A 19382-nucleotide genomic window follows, 5' to 3' on the forward strand; every position below is an offset into this window, starting at 1 on the left:
AGAGAGTCTAGATTTTACCTGTAGGAATTGAGCCAGTAGTGGCTCAATTCCTTATGATACCGACACAGCATTTTTAGCTAAAAATGTATAAGTCAAGAATTTTGGCTAGAATCACAACCCTGTTATTTCTTTAAGTTGATTTCTGAATTTATTTCTGAATATTGATACTATACAATTCATAAATAAGGCAATAAATATAGCCTTGTACTAAATTTTCAACGGTATAAGTTGTTATTAAAGTCAAATTGGATAAAGGTATGGCAATTCCAATAATAACCAAGCACTTCCGTGATTTCATCCATCTCTACTCTACCTACCCATCGAGCTAATTTGCAGTGATAAGTATAGGTAAATGCTGACTATCATGCAGGTTGTTCTATGAATTTTCTAATTTTTTGTTTTTTCTAAAAAGCTTAAAAACCTCTTTACCATACTTGGAATTAATTGATCAATTACATCATTTTTAAACAAATGCTTTGAATGGACTCTTGCGATTACAACTTTTTTAAGCTCACTCAGTCTAACAACAGAACTTGGAAAATCTAAAGTCTTTCCACTCTCTTTAATTACTTCTCGACCTAGTTCTAGTGCTGTATTCATGCAATCTACACACATAGGTTCGGCTCTATTATTAATTTCAAGTATCGTATCTGAAAATAATGGTGCTGATTTGATTTCTAGCACCCATGTATTTTTATTGGAAGGTCTAACACATTCATATTTTTTCCGATCACAACATGGACACCTCCAACTGTCATCATATCGTTCCCAGTACTTTCCTCTAGTAGAAATAAGATGGGACAACTCCTGTGCAGAGGGACGTTTCATTATGACTGGATTATTTTTCAACCGCCAAGAGTTATTTTTTCCTTTAAAGTGCTCAGTGTTATAAAGTATTTTTTCGGGCTCATATTTATCTAATTCTAATAAACCATTGTATTCAAACAACCATTTGGAACGTCTTTCTATTTGTTTTGATGTCTCTAATGAGGGCTGATACCAATCTTTTTTTTCTGCTGCGATCATCGCAAACTTTTCAGCCATTTCCATACGTATGTGAAATATTGGTTGTACTCTTTCCCATACTTGTTTTGCAATTTCTTCATTAATTTTATGTTCATGATTCGGAGAAGAAATTACAAATTCTGATATTTCTTTTGGAGAAAATGAAAAATAATTGTGCGCTTTCACTATTTTTTTTGCATCAGCATCAGCCTTGTTACAATCAAAACAAACAATAGTTTTGTCATATGCAGATAGTGAAAAGGCAGACTTAATTGCAAATCTTTCAGAAAGCTCATCAGCGATTTGCTGATTTCTAGCTATGGCATATTTTTCAAATAGCGTTTTTACTACTTCTTCCATATGGTCATGGTGTTCGTGTAACTGACATGTTAAGTAATTATTTTTATTTAAACGAACAATTTGGCCTTTTGTTCTTTTACAACAAGGACAAAACCAATCTACTGGAGTCATAACCCACCATCGATTCAGATGAGCACCCTCAGCACTAAATAAAGCAACTAGTCTCCTAGTAGAATAAGTAAACTCTGAATCCAGCCCTTTTAAATCTTTATCCTTTAAAGATTCTCGGAAATCATTAAATGTCATTAAACTTCTCGAAATATTGTTGTCCAAACAAGTAGTTTTTTCAAAAACTCGTATCTCAGGTCAAATTTGAAAATCTGAAATTATTCTTATAGACTGATACCATAATTTATCTATATAACTGTTTATTATCAATGTATTCCAAATCTTTGTAACACATATAGCAACCAATACCAGCTGGTATCATGCCCAAAACAAATAGACCTACCATAAACCAAATTCTGTGATTGAATACATATTCTTGGAATTGGGGTGACAAAGACATGAATGTATTAAGGAATAATGAAGCTCCTTGAAATAAAAGGTATGAAACACCTAAACCTAAGAATGCAACACCAATGGCTTTTGCTCTTCCACTTAGAATAAAATTGACAATCCAAACAAATACATTGTGAATTATTTCCATGATTCAAACCTAATTAATGACATTGATTGATTTTTATTCAAAATAGATTCTTTAATCAACATTCAAATGATTCAGTACGACAATCTGTGTCTCACAGGTTGTCTTATAATCAACGGGCTATCGCCCTTCAGATAATCAATATTGAAATAAGGTAGAGTTGCTTGTGACAATCTCTACCTATAATTTTGACTAATGTTCCCAAAGGCTTTTTTAGCTAATAATGTATAAGTCAAGAATTTTAACTTGAGTTACTTCTTGATCCCTCTACGCTTGCTATTCTCAAACTGCCCTTTCCCAAAAGTTTGCATGTTCCTAAAACACTTTACTCTGAGACGCTGTTCGTCCTTAGCGGGGTCTGTCAGATATTCAATTACGGTAACCACTCTTTCCCAGTCACCTTCGTTGTTTCTCGATACCATCCCGATACCGATATCACAGCCTGCCATGCGTAGCTTATTAATATAATCCTTGCTATGAAGGTTAAAATAGCTACCATGCCCTTGGGTAATTTGTTGCCATTTCTCCCCTACACGCTGCGCATAATAAGAGCCATTCTGTACTTTGGTTCCATCATACATAAGCAATAGATGTACGTGATAACCTCGCTCCTTCCCTTGCTCAATTGCCCATGAATATCCATGAAGATTACTAAAGAAGGTATCTTGGTTAGAAAGGCGATTACGCATGATTTCAAAATGCCGATAGAATTGCTCTATGGTGATTTGCTGTTTTGAATCGTTTAAATATCCTAAGTCAACACGAACAATTAGAAGCTTTGTATAGTGATTAAATAGCTCTTCAACATATTCCTTCAAGCTTTCTGTATTGTCCTTTTCTTGTAGCCTAAACTGATGTAGATCTCGCTCAATCTCACCTTTCAACATCTTGAGCATCTTTTTATAAAATGCTAGTTGCTCATCATCGAATTCTAAAACAAAATCATAACTATCAGTTTGCATTACAAGTGGATCAAAACGGATTTGGTCAATATACAACTTCAACATAATGAAAGCTGTAATATAATCACTGTAACAGTAATCTATATTGTAAATTGTATCAAATAGTTCAAGCAGCTCTTTAAACTCTTGTTTTTGAGAATGATTGAAACCAGCCAGATGAATATTAATAACAAAGTTTTCAACTGCAAATAGAATTTCAGTTTCAGAATAAGACTTGGTTTTAAATGTAGTGTTTTTCATGGTTACTCCTAAAAGTGTTTATAACCATGTCATCAGTCATTTCTGTTTTTTTTAATTATTCAACTTTCATCTTAAGTTGTTCAACTTATTGAAAGAAGCTAATAGATAAATACACCTTTAAAACTTCATATATAAAAATAGTCATAACTAGATAAAGGTCACTTATAAGGTAATAAGGCATGAGTAAATACACATACCTCGCTAGTGATACAAACCAAGATTTCTTGAAGATCAGTTTTAGGATGAATTAATAGTATAAGTAACCAACTTAGTACACTCAGAAATACAATAAGAATCATCAGAAAACAGCCATCTCCTCATCGACAATGTCTCATATACATAGAAATTTATCTAACACAAAGGAAGCTAAAGTCACCAATAATTAAAAATCAAATACTTATGATAAATTAAACTCAAAAAAATCACTAAAATATCATCAAAATATCACTAAAAACATATAAAATTATAGTAATAATTTTTCATAAATTATGCTTGATTTATCTTAAAATTTAATAATAATTAGAAATAAAAGTATATGTGAATCTAAGGTTTAAAATGAGTGGCTTTAACCCAGGAAGTAAATTAGTAATAAACGATATGTTCTATAACCTTTCCGAAGATCAATTATATTGGCTGCATGAATACTTATTTCCATATAAACATAGTGAAAGAAATATTGGAAATATTGAATCTTTACATAATGAATGTTTAAATTTATTGAAGCATGAACAAAATATACAAAGAGATATTTTAAATAAACTAGAGAACTTAAGAAAAATTTCAGAAACTTTTTTCAATTGGGTTCCTGATTCAGATATTAGGAATTTAATCTGGGTACAAAATAAACTTGACTTTGAATTGCTTAATAATACTCCATCACTATTTGGAATGAATAAAAATAATGATAAAATACGCTATAGCAAATTTAGATTATGTTTAACTTTTGATAAGATTGATTCAGTAAACCCTCAAATTAATAATCATTCACTCCTTCAATCTGCCTTAAACATGCAAGATAAAAAAGTTAAATTCATTGAGAATATTAAAATAGAATGGAATAACTGGATAATTCAAACAGACAAGTTTTCCCAGTGGTTAGTAAATTTAGATCAAAACATGCTTTTTTGGTGCTACAACTACATTTCAAAGAAAGAATCACACCCCCCAATCATCAATCTAGAAAAAAAAATTACACCGCTTATGGTATTGGTTTTAATTGATTCAATTAACTTTGAAACTACTGAATCTTATATAATTTACATAGAACGATTAAAAAAATCTTGGTCACAGTATAAATTTAAAGCCTCCAATAAAGTAAAAAGTAAATATCATTTACCATTAACTAAGCAAGCTAAAAGTTTTTTAGAGAAATTAGCTGAATTTAAAAATAAAAGTGAAGCTGAAGTCATGGAGGATCTATTAAAAAGAGAATATCAGGATCTCATGTGTGATGAGCGAGGAAATTTAAAATACTAAAAGGCCTCTCTAAATAAAACCGAGTGAATATTGAAAGCTAATTTCAATAGCTTATCTATTTGGTACATCGAAAGAAACAGCGTGTTAATCTTGGATTGACATGCTGCAATAAATGAGAATTGAATGGCACAGCGTGTACGAATAGGCAAAATAAGAAATTCAAGAACTATGCAATTTTTTTCGATTCAATAGATATCAAACCATACATTTTGAAGGCTCACTTAAATAAAAATTAACATTCTTCATCGCTATAAACATACATTCATAGACTGTACCCTAACACAAATGTATGAACAGGTTAAAAATAGTTACTAGATCATGCAGAGAAAAGCTTCGAACATAATATCAGCGCCTCACAATATCAAAAGGTTGCGAAAGTCTGTAAAGCAACAGTACCCCACCACTTGTCTGACTTGCTCAAAAAAGAGTGTATAATCTAGTTAGAAGGTCGTGGACGAAATACTCGCTATCAGATCAATGCTCAATTATAAAAATAGTACTTTTATTTTTTACGGTATATTTTGCGGTAAAACAAATTTACCCAATAAATTATCAATTTAAAATTCAATTAGATAGCACAATGTTTTGAGTCCCGCAGAGCGCACATTTTTTTGGACACCTCACCTCTCTGATTTTTTCAACTCACATTTATCAATAAAACTAAATTCAGAATTCTTAAATCTAAATTACAAATTCAAAATTCATCTCTGAATTTTTTAACTTAATCTTTGTTTTTACTGATATTACTCTTGAGAGTTTGTTTTTTAAGAAGAATTGGATAGCACTTTTAAATTCCCTAATCATCTATTTGTCAATGCAAAAAACGACACATGGCGTGGTCTATAAGGCCAAAAAAATCAATTTATGACTGCCCATATCAAAATATTTTCAATTATTTTTAGGTTTAGAAAATAATGCAGTAACTAAAAATATTAAATAATAATCAAAATGTTATATGTATTAATTAGTACATTTACTCTAAATAGTTCGTTTTTCAATCATATTTTTCAATCTAGAGCATTTACTCTTATTTTAATTGTGCTATTTTTGTCACATGGAGTAACAATTAAGCCCAAGAGTATTAAAAAGTTTTCCATAACGAATATATGCATTAACCATAAAAATCAAATTCGTATCTCAAGGAATGACGAAGAATGAAATTAAAAACTTTAGCTACAGCCATGATTCTTGCTTCAGTTCCAATGACAGGTGCTTTTGCAGCAGCAATGGACCGTTCAGGCCAATCTATGTCTGCATTCTTACAACCAGGAAATTATTTTGAAGCAGGTATTTCAGTTCTAGACCCGACAGTATCTGGTAAAGAAGCTGGTGAAACAGCTACACGTCGTAATATTGAAGACATGGCTGATGATTATTACTTCCCTTCAGCCGCATTAAAACTACAATTAACTGATAAGTTTTCATTCGGTCTTCTATATGACCAACCATTTGGTGCCGCTGCTGAATATAAAGGTAACAATGCTTTTGTTTCACAAGCTTCTGACACGGTATTACCTCAACCACTATTAGACAGCATGGTTCGAAATGAAGTTACTCAAACTTTAAATCAACTTACAAGTACACAAATTGTAGGTTTAGCAGCGCAAGGCTTGCTTGCACAACAAGGTATGTCTCCAACTAACCCAGCTTATAATGCTACTTTACAAGCAACAGTGACAGGTATTATCACTCAAGCAGGTGGTAATGTTGATACAGCTGCTGCTGCAGTACGTCCACAAGTTGAAGCTGGGGCATTTATTCAAGGTCAACAGCAATTACAACAACGTTTAGATAATGCAGGTGTTGCTCTAGGCCAAGGAAATACAAAAGTTTCTGTAGACACTCAGAACTTAGCTTTTGTTTTTGGCTTCCAACCTACGCCAAATTGGAACATCTATGCTGGTCCTGTTTATCAAACGGTTAAAGGTAGCGTAAGCCTACGTGGTCAAGGCTATAGCATTTTTAATGGCTATGACTCAAACATTAAAGAAACTGGTGATCTTGGTTGGTTGGCAGGTGTTGCTTACCAAATTCCAGAAATTGCACTTAAAGCTTCTTTAACATATCGTTCTGAAATTGACCATGAAACGACAATTCGTGAAACAATTCCAACTGCTGGCGCGTTAACGCTACTTGGTCAAAACCCTGCAGATGTAGTTGGAGCTAAGGGCACTTCGACGATTACTACACCTCAGTCTGTAAACCTTGATTTCCAATCTGGTATCATGGCTGACACCGTTGCATTTGCAAACGTGCGTTGGGTTGAATGGTCAAATTTCGCAATTCGTCCATACCAATTTGGTTTAATGTCTGAAGCAGTTGGACAATTACCAGCAGTTAACCGTCCGAACGGCTTTAACTTAGTTGAATATTCTGAAGACCAAATTTCTGCAACAGTTGGTGTTGGTCGCAAACTTAGTGAACAATGGGCTGGTAACGTATCCGTAGGTTGGGACTCAGGCGCTGGTAACCCTGTATCAACACTTGGCCCTACTGAAGGTTACTGGAATGTCGGCTTAGGTTTACAATTTAGTCCAGCACCGAATTACTTCATTGCTGGTGGCGTGAAATACTTCATGCTCGGTGATGCAAAATCTCAAACAGCTGCTCAATTTGGTGAAGATAGCCGTATTGTTGGTGAATTTGAGGATAACGATGCTTGGGCATACGGTTTAAAAATCGGTTACCGCTTCTAATTCTCGGTATTAGTAGATTGGAAATATATCCAATCTACTATTGTAAAAATAATTTAATTCAAATGTTCATAGATTGAGCATTTGAATTTTTTAAGTTCAAAGATAAACATTAAGTTAAATACTCTATTTTTTTATTTATAAATCATAAACATAAATAACACCTTCTAGAATAATTACTCTAGCATTGCTTATTTTTTAACTTATACAGTTCATTTTTAGAGTAGCAACTCTTATTTACTGTTTTTCTATTTATGTTACTTTCCACACATTGAAATAACATCAAAAGTTACAAACAGGGATAATGTATGCAACTCAACAGTCTTACAAAAGCCATCATCATCAGTTTAATGCCTGCAACTACAGCGATTGCTGGTGGTTTAGACCGTTCAGGCCAATCAATTTCTGCATTCTTACAACCTGGTAACTATGCAGAAGCTGGTATTTCAATTCTAGATCCAAATGTATCAGGACAAGACACTGATAAAAACAGTGCTTCAGATATGGCGGGTGATTATTATTTTCCTCATGCAGCACTTAAAATCCAAGCCACAGATAAAATTTCAGTAGGTTTAATCTACGACCAACCCTTTGGTGCAGATGCAGAATATTCTGGCCAAAATAACTTTGTTGAAAACCGTCCATTGCCTTTTCAAGGAAATACATCTGTTGTTGTAGATACACAAAATCTAAGTTTATTGGTGGGCTATCAACCCAATGAGAACTGGAACGTATATGCAGGTGCTGTATATCAAACAGTAGATGGCACAGTACTTCTACGTGGTAAAACATATTCTGCTTTTAATGGATATGATTTTAGAACAGGTGAAGATGAATCCGTTGGTTGGTTAGCGGGTGTTGCATATCAAATTCCAGAAATTGCGCTTAAAGCCTCTGTAACTTATCGCTCTGAAATTGATCATGAAATGAATGCCTATGAGCGTTTTAATGCTGCAGGAATGACTGGAAATGACGCTTTAAATGGTGCAATGACTGTTATAAACTCTGCAAAAGGTGAAACTGAGCTAACGACTCCACAGTCTGTAAATATTGATTTCCAAACAGGTATTATGGAAAACACTGTTGCATTTGCAAATTTACGTTGGGTAGATTGGTCAAAATTTAAAGTACAACCTTACAAGTTTGGAAAACTTAGTGAAACACTCGGTCAATCTGGTATGGTTCCAACTAAGCCAAATGGTTTTAACTTAATTGATTATAAAGATGATCAAATTTCTGCAAACATTGGTGTTGGTCGTAAATTTACAGATCGTTGGGCTGCAAATGTATCTATCGGTTGGGACTCTGGAGCAGGCAACCCTGTGACAACATTAGGTCCAACTGAAGGTTATTGGAATATTGGTACAGGTATACGCTTCTCTCCTGCTACAAATTACTTCATCGGTGCTGGTATAAAATATTTCTGGTTGGGTGATGCAGATGCTGTAACGGGCGCACACACCCCTGCAGGCACATTCACAGATAACCACGCAATTGCTTATGGTTTAAATGTCGGGTACAACTTCTAATACAAGTTATATTTTGTAATGTAAAAAAGCCCCATTTTGGGGCTTTTTTACATTCAACATGGATGTATTTCACAATTTATTATATTTATTAAGCAATAAATAGAGTGTTTTTTAGCCAAATAAATTATAAAAACTTTAATACTTAATTTAAAAGTATTTATTTGTATAACAGCAACTTAAATAAATATTTTAAAGTTTTAACTCTAAAATAAATAAAAACAATGACTTTTTTATACTATTAGTTCAATTTTAGAGTCTTTACTCTTTTTTCATTTATGATATTTTTCGCACATGGATATGATTAAAAATAATTTACATATCTCATATTTTTATTAACGCATTGACGCGTTTTTTATACTAGAAAAGTAGAAAAATGAACTTAAAAGCATTAACAAGTGCCATTTTATTTGCCAGCGTACCAATGACAGGGGCTTTTGCAGCAGCAATGGATCGCTCTGGGCAGTCAATTTCTGCATTTTTACAACCGGGTAATTATTTTGAAGCAGGGATTTCAGTTTTAGATCCAAACGTCTCAGGTGTAGATATTAAAGGCCAAGCTACAGGTGATATGGCTGAGGACTATTATTTCCCAGCTGCTGCATTAAAAATTCAACTGAATGAGCATTTCTCATTTGGTTTAATTTATGATCAGCCTTTTGGTGCAGAGGCTAAATATAATTCAAATAGCGTCTTTTCAGCAAAATCTACTGATTCTGTCCTAGGTGCACTAGACCACAAAACAGTCGCTCAATTTAACAGTAAGGCCACTGAAGTTACTGGTCAAACTGAAGTGGATGTAAAAACACAAAACCTTTCTCTTTTATTTGGTTTTCAACCTAATGAGAATTGGAATTTTTACGCAGGACCGGTATACCAAACTGTTGAAGGTAAAGTAAGTCTGCGTGGTGAAGCTTACAGCATGATGTCTGGATATGATGCAAATATCAAAGAAGAAGGTGATCTTGGATGGCTAGCGGGTTTTGCATATCAAATTCCTGAAATTGCCTTAAAGGCATCCCTAACATATCGATCTGAAATCGAACATGAAGTAAATGCAACTGAGTCATTCCAATCAATTGATAACTTCACTGGCTTAAGTGCACCAATCTTAAACATTATGCTTGGTCCATTGGGTGCCAAATTACCGAAAGAGCAACGTGATGCTGTAATTGCAGTAAGAAATGCATTAGTTGCATCTAATTCACTTCCAGAAGGTAAAACAAAAGTTACCACGCCACAATCGGTAAATTTAGATTTGCAATCTGGCATCATGGAAAACACTGTTGCCTTCGCAAATGTACGTTGGGTAGATTGGTCTAAATTTGCAATTAAACCTCATGAGTTTGGTATTAAAGCAAATATTTTAGATTCTTTAGTTGCTGGTTCTAACGGTATCGTTGGCTACACAGATGGTTTTAACTTAGTCGACTATTCTAAGGATCAATGGTCTGTAAATGCAGGCGTTGGCCGTAAATTTAATGATCAATGGGCTGGTACAGTCATGGTCGGTTGGGACTCTGGTGCAGGTAACCCAGTGTCAACTTTAGGCCCAACCGAAGGTTACTGGAGCGCTGGCTTAGGTGGACAATTTAGTCCAACACCTCAATCGTTTATTCAAGCTGGTGTTAAATACTTCTGGTTGGGTGATGCGACTGCACAATCTGGTTCACACTCTGTCCCTGGTAATGAAACAGCTGCAAATGTTGCTAACTTTAAAGACAACGATGCAATCGGTTACAGCTTAAAAATCGGTTACCGTTTCTAAGTTGCTTTAAAAACTTTGGATTAAACAAGAAAGGGCGCTATAAGCGCCCTTCTCTTATTCAGCATTTACAACAAATTAAGCTGGAATATCACGCACTGAAGCATTACGAATCGCTTCTTTTAGTGCTGCATAGCCATGAATTGGTGGGAACTGTGGAAACTCCGCAATCACATTGTCAGGCGCATCAAATAAGAAACCCGCATCCGCTTCACCAAGCATCGTCGTATCGTTATAAGAATCACCTGCTGCAATCACTCGGAAGTTCAATCCATGTAATGCTTGAACGGCTTTACGTTTTTGATCAGGTTGACGAAGCTTATAAGCGCTAATCATGCCATTTTCATCAGTTTCTAACTTGTGGCAGAAAATCGTTGGCCAACCAAGTTGTTGCATTAATGGATGTGCAAACTCATAGAACGTATCTGAAAGAATAATTAATTGAAAATGAGTACGCACCCACTCTACAAACTCTTTTGCACCTTCAAATGGCCCCATATCTGCGATTACATCTTGAATATCGTTTAAACCCAAACCGTGTTGTTTTAGGATATTTAAACGCTGAGTCATCAACACATCATAATCTGGAATGTCACGAGTCGTTGCTTCAAGTTCTTTAATGCCTGTTTTTTTCGCAAAATTAATCCAAATTTCAGGTACTAAAACCCCTTCTAGATCTAAACAAACGACTTCCATGCACTCTACCCTCTGTTAAGTGAAAAAATTTTTCAATATCATAGCGGAAGAATAAAAAAATGCATTGTTCTTTTTTAAATCTATTTTTTTCATAAGTATCTATTTTTTAGTGATAAGTGTGTTTTAGCATTTCCATTAAAATAGTTCTGAAATAAATTAATATAGGTGTTAACGTTCCAAGCCTATAGCCAGGACATTCATGACTACCATCCCTACTATTGACCTTGTCGATGCACTTGCATCCGAATATGCAGATAAATCACCTTCTGAGATTATGAAACTTGCGCTAAGCCAGCAAGGTGAAGTTGCGATTTCCTTTTCTGGTGCAGAAGATGTTGTACTGATAGATCTTGCATCGAACTTAGGGATTCCATTTCGTGTATTTAGTTTAGATACCGGTCGCTTACACCCTGAAACTTACCAATTTTTAGATACTGTCCGTAAACATTATAAAATTGATATCGAAATCTGTTTCCCAGAAAGTGATGCGGTACAAAAACTAGTAACAGAAAAGGGCTTTTTTAGCTTCTATCAAGATGAACATAAAGAATGCTGTGGTATCCGCAAAGTACAACCTTTGCGTAAAAAACTAGCCACTTTAGATGGCTGGATCACTGGTCAACGTAAGGACCAAAGCCCAGGCACACGTAATGAAATTCCAGTAGTACAAGCTGACCCAGGTTTTTCAGGTCCGGGCAAGCAATTAATTAAATACAATCCTTTGGCAAACTGGTCTAGTGCTGATGTATGGAACTATATCCGTCTAATGGAAATTCCATATAATCCACTACACGAACGTGGCTTTATTTCGATAGGCTGTGAACCATGTACTCGACCTGTTTTACCGAATCAACACGAACGTGAAGGTCGCTGGTGGTGGGAAGATGCAACCCATAAAGAATGCGGCTTACACGCAGGCAACATGAAAAAATAAAGAGCACAAAACCACTGCACAGCAGTGGTTTTTTCAACGCATCGATACACATAATTCCGTATCATTTCAACGTAAAAACGCTATACTGCAAATGACAATTTAATAATTCTAACAATGCTACTCATACATGAGCAGCTGTAGATATTGCAGTGAGGCAATCAACGCTATGCGTCCATTACATCCTATTGATTTCATATTCTTAAATTTAGAGAAACGGCAACAACCGATGCACGTAGGTGGTCTATTTTTATTTCAGATCCCTGACAATGCACCAGATACTTTTATTCAAGATTTAGTCGCAGATATTCGTAATTCAAAATCCATTCCTATTCCTCCTTTTAACAATAAACTCAACGGCTTCTTTTGGGATGAAGACGAAGAGTTTGATTTAGATCATCACTTCCGCCATATCTCACTGCCGCATCCCGGTCGTATCCGTGAACTTTTGACTTATATTTCACAGGAACACAGTGCGTTGATTGACCGCGCAAAACCACTTTGGACTTGCCATATTATTGAAGGCATTGAAGGTAATCGTTTTGCCATGTACTTCAAAATCCACCACGCGATGGTCGATGGCATTGCAGGTATGCGTTTAGTTGAAAAATCACTTTCGCATGACCCAGATGCTAAAAGTATTGTACCGCCATGGTGTGTGGAAGGCCCTCGTGCAAAACGCCTCAAGCAGCCTAAAGTCAGTCGTATGAAAGGTTTGTTATCGACCATTAAGGGACAACTTGACTCAACTCCACGAGTTTTGTATGAACTATCACAAACTGTAATGAAAGATATGGGGCGTAACCCAGATTATGTATCTAGTTTCCAAGCACCGAGTTCAATATTAAACCAACGGGTTAGTTCTTCACGTCGTTTCGCTGCTCAGTCTTTTGAATTTTCACGTTTGTCACATATTGCCAAGTCACTTGGTGTAACAATTAACGATATTGTGCTCGCAATTTGTTCAGGTGCATTACGTGAGTATTTAATTACACAAAATGCTTTACCTAAAAAGCCATTGATTGCCATGGTGCCTGCATCTGTTCGTACCGATGATTCAGATATGTCTAACCGTATTACTATGATTTTGGCAAACCTAGGAACCCATAAAGAAGATCCGCTAGAACGCTTGAAGATTGTGCGTCGTAGTGTGCTCAATGCCAAAGAACGCTTTAAGCGCATGAACTCGAATCAAATTTTAAACTACAGTGCCTTTGTCTACAGTGCAGCAGGTTTAAATATTGCATCAGGCTTTATGCCAAAACGTCAGGCCTTTAACTTGGTCATTTCAAATGTTCCCGGCCCACAAGAGCCGTTATATTGGAATGGTGCACGTTTAGAAGCGCTCTACCCTGCGTCCATTGTTTTGGATGGTCAAGCGCTTAATATCACCATGACCAGCTATTTAGATAAGCTTGAAGTGGGTTTAACGGCATGTCGTAATGCGCTGCCAAAAATGCAAAATTTACTGACGCATTTGGAAGAAGAAATCCAACGATTTGAAGCTATTGTGAATCAAGATTCCCCAAAGTTACAGGCGGTTAGCTAACCGCCTGCTTCACAACTTAGTATCAGTTCATCAGCAGATTGAACCATCAAAAATTAAAAAACCCGTCTAAATTAAACAATCTAGACGGGTTTTTTAGTATTTGAACTTTGATTAATTTTTTGGAGTAATTTATGTGTATAAGCTAAAATTTAGGTGAACAAATTCGTTGTTATTGTTTAATTACGACTTGTAGATACACACTGATAATTAAATTTATTTTCCATTCTTTATAAAATTTTAGCGCATTAAAAAATTTAGAATCGCGCGTTAGCACCTTAACCCTCTGGATTACATTATTATTTATATTTCAATATTTAAGCTTTAATTGCTCGGCACTGTTTAAGTAACTGATGACAAGCAGAGCGAATCATAGACGCTGTAATTTGAACTTCATTACCACGCTCATCCACGATATAACCTGAATGGATCGCTTTTGCTTCAACGACAGTTTTAAGACCACTTTTCATTACTGTTTTACTAACACCCATAATACACCTCTTTTTGCTAAGCCATTTTCAAGTTCATTACGGGAAAACGGCTTTGGCTATTTGATGTGTCTAGTATTCAAAATAACAGTTCAAAAGTAAAATCTCAGTTGTAACAAGTGTTTAACGATATTCTGTTACAATTTCAGCTCAGAATGATATCGTATTGCTCTTGCGTATATAAATTTTCCACTTGGAACTTGATCACACGGCTAATAAAGTGCTCTAAATCAGCCACTGCAGGTGCTTCAGCAGTTAACAATCGGTCAATCACCGACGGATGTGCCACCACGGTAAAACCACTTTGTGACTCATAAGCTCGTGCATATCTCAAGATTTCACGGAAAATTTCATAGCAAACTGTTTCAGCCGTTTTCACATAACCACGCCCCTGACAGGTCGGGCAAGAATCACAAAGCAGATGCTCCAGAGATTCACGGGTGCGTTTACGGGTCATTTCCACCAAACCCAGCTCAGACACTTGAGTGATCTTGGTTTTAGCATGATCGCGCTCGAGCATTTTCTCAAACTGGCTCATCACTTCTTCTCGATGATGTGCTTCTTGCATATCAATGAAGTCAATAATGATAATCCCGCCCAAGTTACGTAGACGGAGCTGACGTGCAATGACCTGTGTGGCTTCCATATTGGTTTTAAACACAGTGTCTTCAAGTGAACGACCACCAACATAGGAGCCAGTATTGACATCAATCGTGGTCATTGCTTCAGTTTGATCGATCATTAGATAGCCGCCAGACTTAAGTGCTACACGTGTCTGTAAGGCTTTCTGAATATCTTCTTCGACATTGTACAAGTCAAAAATTGGTCGCTCACCCGGATAATGCAATAAGCGATTTTGCATACTTGGTACAAATTCTTGGACAAACTCTTGCAATTTGCCATGTACTTCTCGTGAGTCGACCTGAATTTTAGACGTATCTTCATTGGCCAAATCACGGATGACGCGTTGCGGTAAAGGCAGCTCTTCAAAAATCAGAGAAGGTACGACAATACTGCGTTGTTTACGTTGAATATATTCCCACAGTTTTGCTAAATAAGCCATGTCCTGCGCAATTTCACATTCAGGAATACCTTCAGCAGCAGTACGAACGATGACTGAACCCGGTAAATTGTGTTTCTTTTGAATGTGTTCAATCATGCTACGCAATCGATCACGTTCTTCTTCAGACTCAATGCGCTGTGAAACACCGGTATGACTGCCATATGGCATTAAAACGAGGTAACGAGAAGGAATAGAAAGATCAGTTGATAGTCGTGCACCTTTTGTACCCAACATATCTTTCATCACTTGTACGGTGAGTACTTGCCCCGGTTGTAACAGCTCAAAAACGTTCGGGGTCGGTTGATTGCGTTGCCAGACCATATCATTGATATGTAAAAAAGCCGTTCTCGACAATCCAATATCAATAAAAGCAGCCTGCATACCCGGAAGCACGCGAACAACTTTCCCTTTATAAATATTGCCCACTAACCCACGCTTCACGGTGCGTTCAACAAATAATTCATTGACCGTACCGTTTTGAATCAACGCCACACGACATTCCATCGGTGTGACGTTAATCAACAACTCGTCAGACATATCAAAACTCAAAACATTATAAAAATTCTTGTGTTGCAGCAGTTAATTTAATGCCTTAACTGTCTGTAATAACTGTACGGTTTCATGCAAAGGCAGCCCAACGACATTGCTGTAACTCCCTTCAATACAAGGAATATAGCGCGCAGCAATTCCTTGAATAGCATAGGCTCCCGCCTTGCCGATTGGTTCACCTGTTGCCCAGTAGCTTTCCATGTCAGCTAGACTCAGCGTTTGAAATTCAACCTGTGTACGCACTACTATACTGTATATTTGATCTTTTGTACTGACACAAACACCTGAAAACACATCATGTTTTCGTCCAGAGATCATTTCCCACATAGAAAAAGCATGTGCTTTCGACGCTGGTTTTCCTAAAATGTGCTCATCTACGCCTACACTGGTATCGGCGGCAATAACGATAGCATCAGGGAATTGTTGTTGTACTGCGCAAGCTTTAGCACGTGCTAAACGCTCTACATAATCCGCCACAGGTTCTCCTTCCAACACGGACTCATCAATATCTGGACTGAAAATGTCAAATTCCAGTCCCAATTGTTGCAATAGTTCACGTCGTCGAGGAGAACTCGAAGCTAAAATTATATGCGCCATTTTCTCAGCAAGTAATACATGATTGGCCAGATGAGTAAGCTAGTAACAATTGGCTGCCAATGGCGAGCAAATGAAAACTGTGCCCCACCCATCACTTGAACAATCCACACAAACAGTAAATGCGCGAAAATTGCCATTGCAGCAATAATCCATAAATTACCAAATGTGAGAATACGACGTTCACGGGTCAAAAAGCGTGTCACAAATGCAATGACCACAAAACTCAGTGCGTTCATGCCAAATGGCGCATCAGTCAATAAGTCGGTAAATAGACCTGTGGCAAATGCAAACCAAACACCGCACCATGTCGGCTGACAGAGTACCCAAAATAGCATGATCATCATCATGAATAATGGGCGCCAACCCGATAGGTCATAAGAAAGCGGATACACCATCAGCACGGATGCCAAAATGATGGAAAAGATAATTGGAAATAATGGGTCGCGCTCTGTATGACGACTAAGCTTAGCGAGTGACATGCGGTTGCTCCATCGCTAAAGAATCGGAAAATAGCACAACCACATGATGACCACCTGCCAATTGGGCAGCAGGATTGATATCAATTTGGGCAAATTCACCGCTATTGTGACGACTGACTTTCGACACTGTACCCACCAAATAACCCGCTGGGAAATGTGCCCCTAGACCTGAGCTATAGACTTTTTCACCGACTTTGATATTCGCACTGGTTGGCACGTATTCCATCTTAAGTCGACCTAAGTCACCTGTACCCGTAACGATTGCGCGCATACCGGTATGCTCCATCCGCACGGATAAAGAGTGCTCTTTGTCTGAGAGCAACATGACACGGCTACTATGCGGGTAAACATTGATAATTTGCCCCATAATGCCCTTGTCATCGAGTACAGTTTGTCCCACTTTAAGCTGACTGCTGGCTCCACGGTTAATCACAATAATATGACGTAAGGGATCAGCATCTGTACCAATGACCTCGGCAATCTCCATACGGCCATCAATAATGAGTGGTGTATCGAGTAGTCCACGTAGTCGAGTATTTTCAGCAGAAAGTTCAGAAAGTTTCTGTAAACGGACTTGAGCCTGAATTAACTCTGCTTGCATCGCGGTATTTTCACGACGTAATTGAGCTTCAGACTTGGTTTGTTGATTCAGCCATTCTCGCGATAACACTGGATAGCTTGCTAGTGCATAAATTGGATTATATGCCGCATACAAGACGTCTCTGGCCGGTTGAATTACATGTGGCATGCGCCAATCAAAGAAAAGCACCACCAAGCATGTAATCACCGCAATGATAAATGAGCGAAAAGATGGCGGTTGTCTTGAAAACAGTTGCGTTTGCACCCGCCGAGTCCTTTTCTTAGCCTACAAATAACATGTCATGATTTGGGTTATCGAAGAATTCGAGAACCTTACCGCCACCACGTGTAACACATGATAGTGGATCTTCTGCAACCACTACAGGAAGACCTGTTTCTTTTGCAAGAAGCTTATCAAGATTGCGAAGTAATGCACCGCCACCAGTCAATACAATACCGCGTTCTGCGATGTCTGAAGACAACTCAGGTGGCGTTTGCTCTAGTGCAGATTTAACCGCAGCCACAATGTTTTGCAGTGGATCAGAAATCGCTTGAGTCACTTCATCAGAAGTTACGGTAATCGCACGAGGTACACCTTCAGCCAAGTTACGACCACGGACTTCGATTTCCAAAGGTTTTGCACCTTCTTCTGGAAGCGCCATACCAACTTCTTTTTTGATATTTTCTGCAGTGGTTTCACCAATCACACAACCATGTGCTTTACGCACGTAGTTAATGATTTGTTCATCAAATACATCACCACCGATACGTAGTGAGTCTGCATAGACACAACCTTGAAGTGAAATGATCGCGATTTCAGTTGTACCACCACCAACATCGACAACCATCGAACCACAGGCTTGCTCAACAGGCATACCTGCACCAATTGCAGCAGCCATTGGCTCTTCAATTAAGCGAACTTCACGTGCACCTGCATTGTATACAGCTTCACGGATTGCACGGCGTTCCACCAACGTCGATTTACATGGCACACACACCACGACACGCGGTGCAGGTGGGAACAAACGTTTTTCGTGCACTTTGCCAATGAATTGATTCAACATCGTTTCAGTGACTTCAAAGTCAGCAATCACACCATCTTTCATTGGGCGAATCGCAGAAATATTTGCAGGTGTACGACCTAGCATTTGCTTCGCGTCAAGACCTACTGCGGCAACGATTTTTTGTGAACCACTGTGGCGAATTGCCACCACCGTCGGTTCATTTAATATAATGCCTCGTCCTGGCGCATAGATAAGTGTATTTGCAGTGCCTAAATCAATGGCAAGATCCGGCGAAAACAAGCCAATTAGTCGTTTTAGAATCACGGGGACGTTCTCAGTTAAACTTTTATATGGACGCAAGGTGGCAACTTTAACTAAATGTGATGATTTGAACAAGTCAATCGCTTATTATAAGCCACGATATTTTGAATTTTTTTAATACTGATTAGGTAATGTTATGTCTACATCGGATGCACAGCATTCTACAGATCTAAATGCACAAACAGTTTCAGCGATTGCCCATCTGGCTCGATTGTCGCTAGATGAAGCGCAATCTGCTGACTATGCTCAAAGTTTAAATAAAATTTTAGGCATGATGGAAACCCTGAAAGGCATCGATACTGACGGTGTTGAACCACTAAAAAGTCCATTCGACAATCCACAGCCCTTACGTGAAGACGTGGTATCTGAGACCAATCATCGCGAAGCATATCAAGCAGTTGCTCCTGCCGTACAGGATGGCTTGTACCTTGTTCCGCGTGTGATTGAATAATTTTT

Annotated in this window: 17 protein-coding genes and 1 pseudogene; 8 read left to right on the forward strand and 10 right to left on the reverse strand. The window is 37.4% G+C overall.

Translation table 11 applies throughout. The features are described from left to right. Positions 1-387 precede the first annotated feature (387 nt). The 3 genes from FTU62_RS14755 to FTU62_RS14765 form a co-directional block, all read right to left on the reverse strand. The gene (locus tag FTU62_RS14755; RefSeq protein WP_009585829.1) at positions 388-1611 is read right to left on the reverse strand and encodes a hypothetical protein; all 1224 of its coding nucleotides are present in this window, start codon (positions 1609-1611) and stop codon (positions 388-390) included. 106 nt (positions 1612-1717) lie between these two features. Then, positions 1718-2014 carry a hypothetical protein gene (locus tag FTU62_RS14760; protein ID WP_180103057.1) on the reverse strand — a complete coding sequence of 99 codons (297 nt, stop codon included), beginning with the start codon at positions 2012-2014 and terminating at the stop codon, positions 1718-1720. Between the two features lie 248 nt (positions 2015-2262). Next, positions 2263-3213 (reverse strand): inovirus-type Gp2 protein, encoded by a 951-nt coding sequence (locus tag FTU62_RS14765; RefSeq protein ID WP_009585820.1) that lies wholly within the window; start codon positions 3211-3213, stop codon positions 2263-2265. 555 nt (positions 3214-3768) lie between these two features. On the opposite strand from FTU62_RS14765, the gene FTU62_RS14770 reads away from it, so the two are divergent. From FTU62_RS14770 to FTU62_RS14785, 5 genes and pseudogenes are all read left to right on the forward strand, one after another. Continuing rightward, positions 3769-4689 (forward strand): hypothetical protein, encoded by a 921-nt coding sequence (locus tag FTU62_RS14770; protein WP_180103058.1) that lies wholly within the window; start codon positions 3769-3771, stop codon positions 4687-4689. A gap of 308 nt (positions 4690-4997) precedes the next feature. Then, positions 4998-5129: pseudogene (locus FTU62_RS17505) on the forward strand (DUF4172 domain-containing protein); the annotation flags it as partial. Positions 5130-5843: 714 nt separating this feature from the next. Then, positions 5844-7385 (forward strand): outer membrane protein transport protein, encoded by a 1542-nt coding sequence (locus tag FTU62_RS14775; protein ID WP_180077302.1) that lies wholly within the window; start codon positions 5844-5846, stop codon positions 7383-7385. Between the two features lie 305 nt (positions 7386-7690). Further along, positions 7691-8911 (forward strand): OmpP1/FadL family transporter, encoded by a 1221-nt coding sequence (locus FTU62_RS14780; protein WP_180103059.1) that lies wholly within the window; start codon positions 7691-7693, stop codon positions 8909-8911. Between the two features lie 373 nt (positions 8912-9284). Next, positions 9285-10676, forward strand: coding sequence for an OmpP1/FadL family transporter (locus tag FTU62_RS14785; protein ID WP_180103060.1), 1392 nt, complete (start codon positions 9285-9287; stop codon positions 10674-10676). 75 nt (positions 10677-10751) lie between these two features. Here the strand turns inward: FTU62_RS14785 and thrH are convergent, their stop codons facing one another. After that, entirely contained in the window at positions 10752-11369 is a 618-nt protein-coding gene (gene thrH, locus FTU62_RS14790) for a bifunctional phosphoserine phosphatase/homoserine phosphotransferase ThrH (protein WP_078189978.1), read from the reverse strand. Positions 11370-11568: 199 nt separating this feature from the next. Between thrH and FTU62_RS14795 the strand changes: the two genes are divergently transcribed. Further along, complete coding sequence (locus FTU62_RS14795; RefSeq protein WP_168379034.1) at positions 11569-12303, forward strand: phosphoadenylyl-sulfate reductase; 735 nt, start codon at positions 11569-11571, stop codon at positions 12301-12303. A 166-nt stretch (positions 12304-12469) separates the two neighbouring features. Further along, the gene (locus FTU62_RS14800) at positions 12470-13849 is read left to right on the forward strand and encodes a wax ester/triacylglycerol synthase family O-acyltransferase (RefSeq protein WP_180103061.1); all 1380 of its coding nucleotides are present in this window, start codon (positions 12470-12472) and stop codon (positions 13847-13849) included. Between the two features lie 314 nt (positions 13850-14163). On the opposite strand, the gene FTU62_RS14805 is transcribed toward FTU62_RS14800, so the two are convergent. From FTU62_RS14805 to FTU62_RS14830, 6 genes are all read right to left on the reverse strand, one after another. Continuing rightward, a complete protein-coding gene (locus FTU62_RS14805) occupies positions 14164-14337 on the reverse strand; it encodes a PA1571 family protein (protein WP_168379036.1) in 174 nt (57 codons plus the stop codon). Positions 14338-14479: 142 nt separating this feature from the next. Then, on the reverse strand, positions 14480-15934 hold the full coding sequence (gene rng, locus FTU62_RS14810) for a ribonuclease G (protein ID WP_180103062.1): 1455 nt from the start codon (positions 15932-15934) through the stop codon (positions 14480-14482). 42 nt (positions 15935-15976) lie between these two features. Continuing rightward, positions 15977-16543 (reverse strand): Maf family nucleotide pyrophosphatase, encoded by a 567-nt coding sequence (locus FTU62_RS14815; protein WP_180103063.1) that lies wholly within the window; start codon positions 16541-16543, stop codon positions 15977-15979. Then, positions 16531-17022, reverse strand: coding sequence for a rod shape-determining protein MreD (mreD, locus tag FTU62_RS14820; protein ID WP_180103064.1), 492 nt, complete (start codon positions 17020-17022; stop codon positions 16531-16533). Before mreD ends, FTU62_RS14815 begins: the two co-directional genes overlap by 13 nt. Then, positions 17009-17866: a rod shape-determining protein MreC gene (gene mreC / locus FTU62_RS14825; RefSeq protein WP_078189984.1), complete on the reverse strand. Its 858-nt coding sequence runs from the start codon at positions 17864-17866 to the stop codon at positions 17009-17011. The genes mreD and mreC overlap by 14 nt, the downstream gene beginning before the upstream one ends. Before the next feature lie 16 nt (positions 17867-17882). Further along, a complete protein-coding gene (locus FTU62_RS14830; protein WP_086178633.1) occupies positions 17883-18929 on the reverse strand; it encodes a rod shape-determining protein in 1047 nt (348 codons plus the stop codon). Positions 18930-19062: 133 nt separating this feature from the next. Here FTU62_RS14830 and gatC point away from each other — a divergent pair, with 133 nt between their 5' ends. Beyond that, positions 19063-19377, forward strand: coding sequence for an Asp-tRNA(Asn)/Glu-tRNA(Gln) amidotransferase subunit GatC (gatC, locus tag FTU62_RS14835; protein WP_180103065.1), 315 nt, complete (start codon positions 19063-19065; stop codon positions 19375-19377). Positions 19378-19382: the final 5 nt, after the last annotated feature.

This window comes from Acinetobacter sp. YH12126 (genome assembly GCF_013418745.1).
GTDB lineage: Bacteria > Pseudomonadota > Gammaproteobacteria > Pseudomonadales > Moraxellaceae > Acinetobacter > Acinetobacter amyesii.

Excerpts from the sequence above, each read along its gene's own strand:
- FTU62_RS14755 (WP_009585829.1), bottom strand. The coding sequence starts at position 1,611 with ATGACATTTAATGATTTCCGAGAATCTTTAAAGGATAAAGATTTAAAA.
- FTU62_RS14760 (WP_180103057.1), bottom strand. The coding sequence starts at position 2,014 with ATGGAAATAATTCACAATGTATTTGTTTGGATTGTCAATTTTATTCTA.
- FTU62_RS14765 (WP_009585820.1), bottom strand. The coding sequence starts at position 3,213 with ATGAAAAACACTACATTTAAAACCAAGTCTTATTCTGAAACTGAAATT.
- FTU62_RS14770 (WP_180103058.1), top strand. The coding sequence starts at position 3,769 with ATGAGTGGCTTTAACCCAGGAAGTAAATTAGTAATAAACGATATGTTC.
- FTU62_RS14775 (WP_180077302.1), top strand. The coding sequence starts at position 5,844 with ATGAAATTAAAAACTTTAGCTACAGCCATGATTCTTGCTTCAGTTCCA.
- FTU62_RS14780 (WP_180103059.1), top strand. The coding sequence starts at position 7,691 with ATGCAACTCAACAGTCTTACAAAAGCCATCATCATCAGTTTAATGCCT.
- FTU62_RS14785 (WP_180103060.1), top strand. The coding sequence starts at position 9,285 with ATGAACTTAAAAGCATTAACAAGTGCCATTTTATTTGCCAGCGTACCA.
- thrH (WP_078189978.1), bottom strand. The coding sequence starts at position 11,369 with ATGGAAGTCGTTTGTTTAGATCTAGAAGGGGTTTTAGTACCTGAAATT.
- FTU62_RS14795 (WP_168379034.1), top strand. The coding sequence starts at position 11,569 with ATGACTACCATCCCTACTATTGACCTTGTCGATGCACTTGCATCCGAA.
- FTU62_RS14800 (WP_180103061.1), top strand. The coding sequence starts at position 12,470 with ATGCGTCCATTACATCCTATTGATTTCATATTCTTAAATTTAGAGAAA.
- FTU62_RS14805 (WP_168379036.1), bottom strand. The coding sequence starts at position 14,337 with ATGGGTGTTAGTAAAACAGTAATGAAAAGTGGTCTTAAAACTGTCGTT.
- rng (WP_180103062.1), bottom strand. The coding sequence starts at position 15,934 with ATGTCTGACGAGTTGTTGATTAACGTCACACCGATGGAATGTCGTGTG.
- FTU62_RS14815 (WP_180103063.1), bottom strand. The coding sequence starts at position 16,543 with ATGGCGCATATAATTTTAGCTTCGAGTTCTCCTCGACGACGTGAACTA.
- mreD (WP_180103064.1), bottom strand. The coding sequence starts at position 17,022 with ATGTCACTCGCTAAGCTTAGTCGTCATACAGAGCGCGACCCATTATTT.
- gatC (WP_180103065.1), top strand. The coding sequence starts at position 19,063 with ATGTCTACATCGGATGCACAGCATTCTACAGATCTAAATGCACAAACA.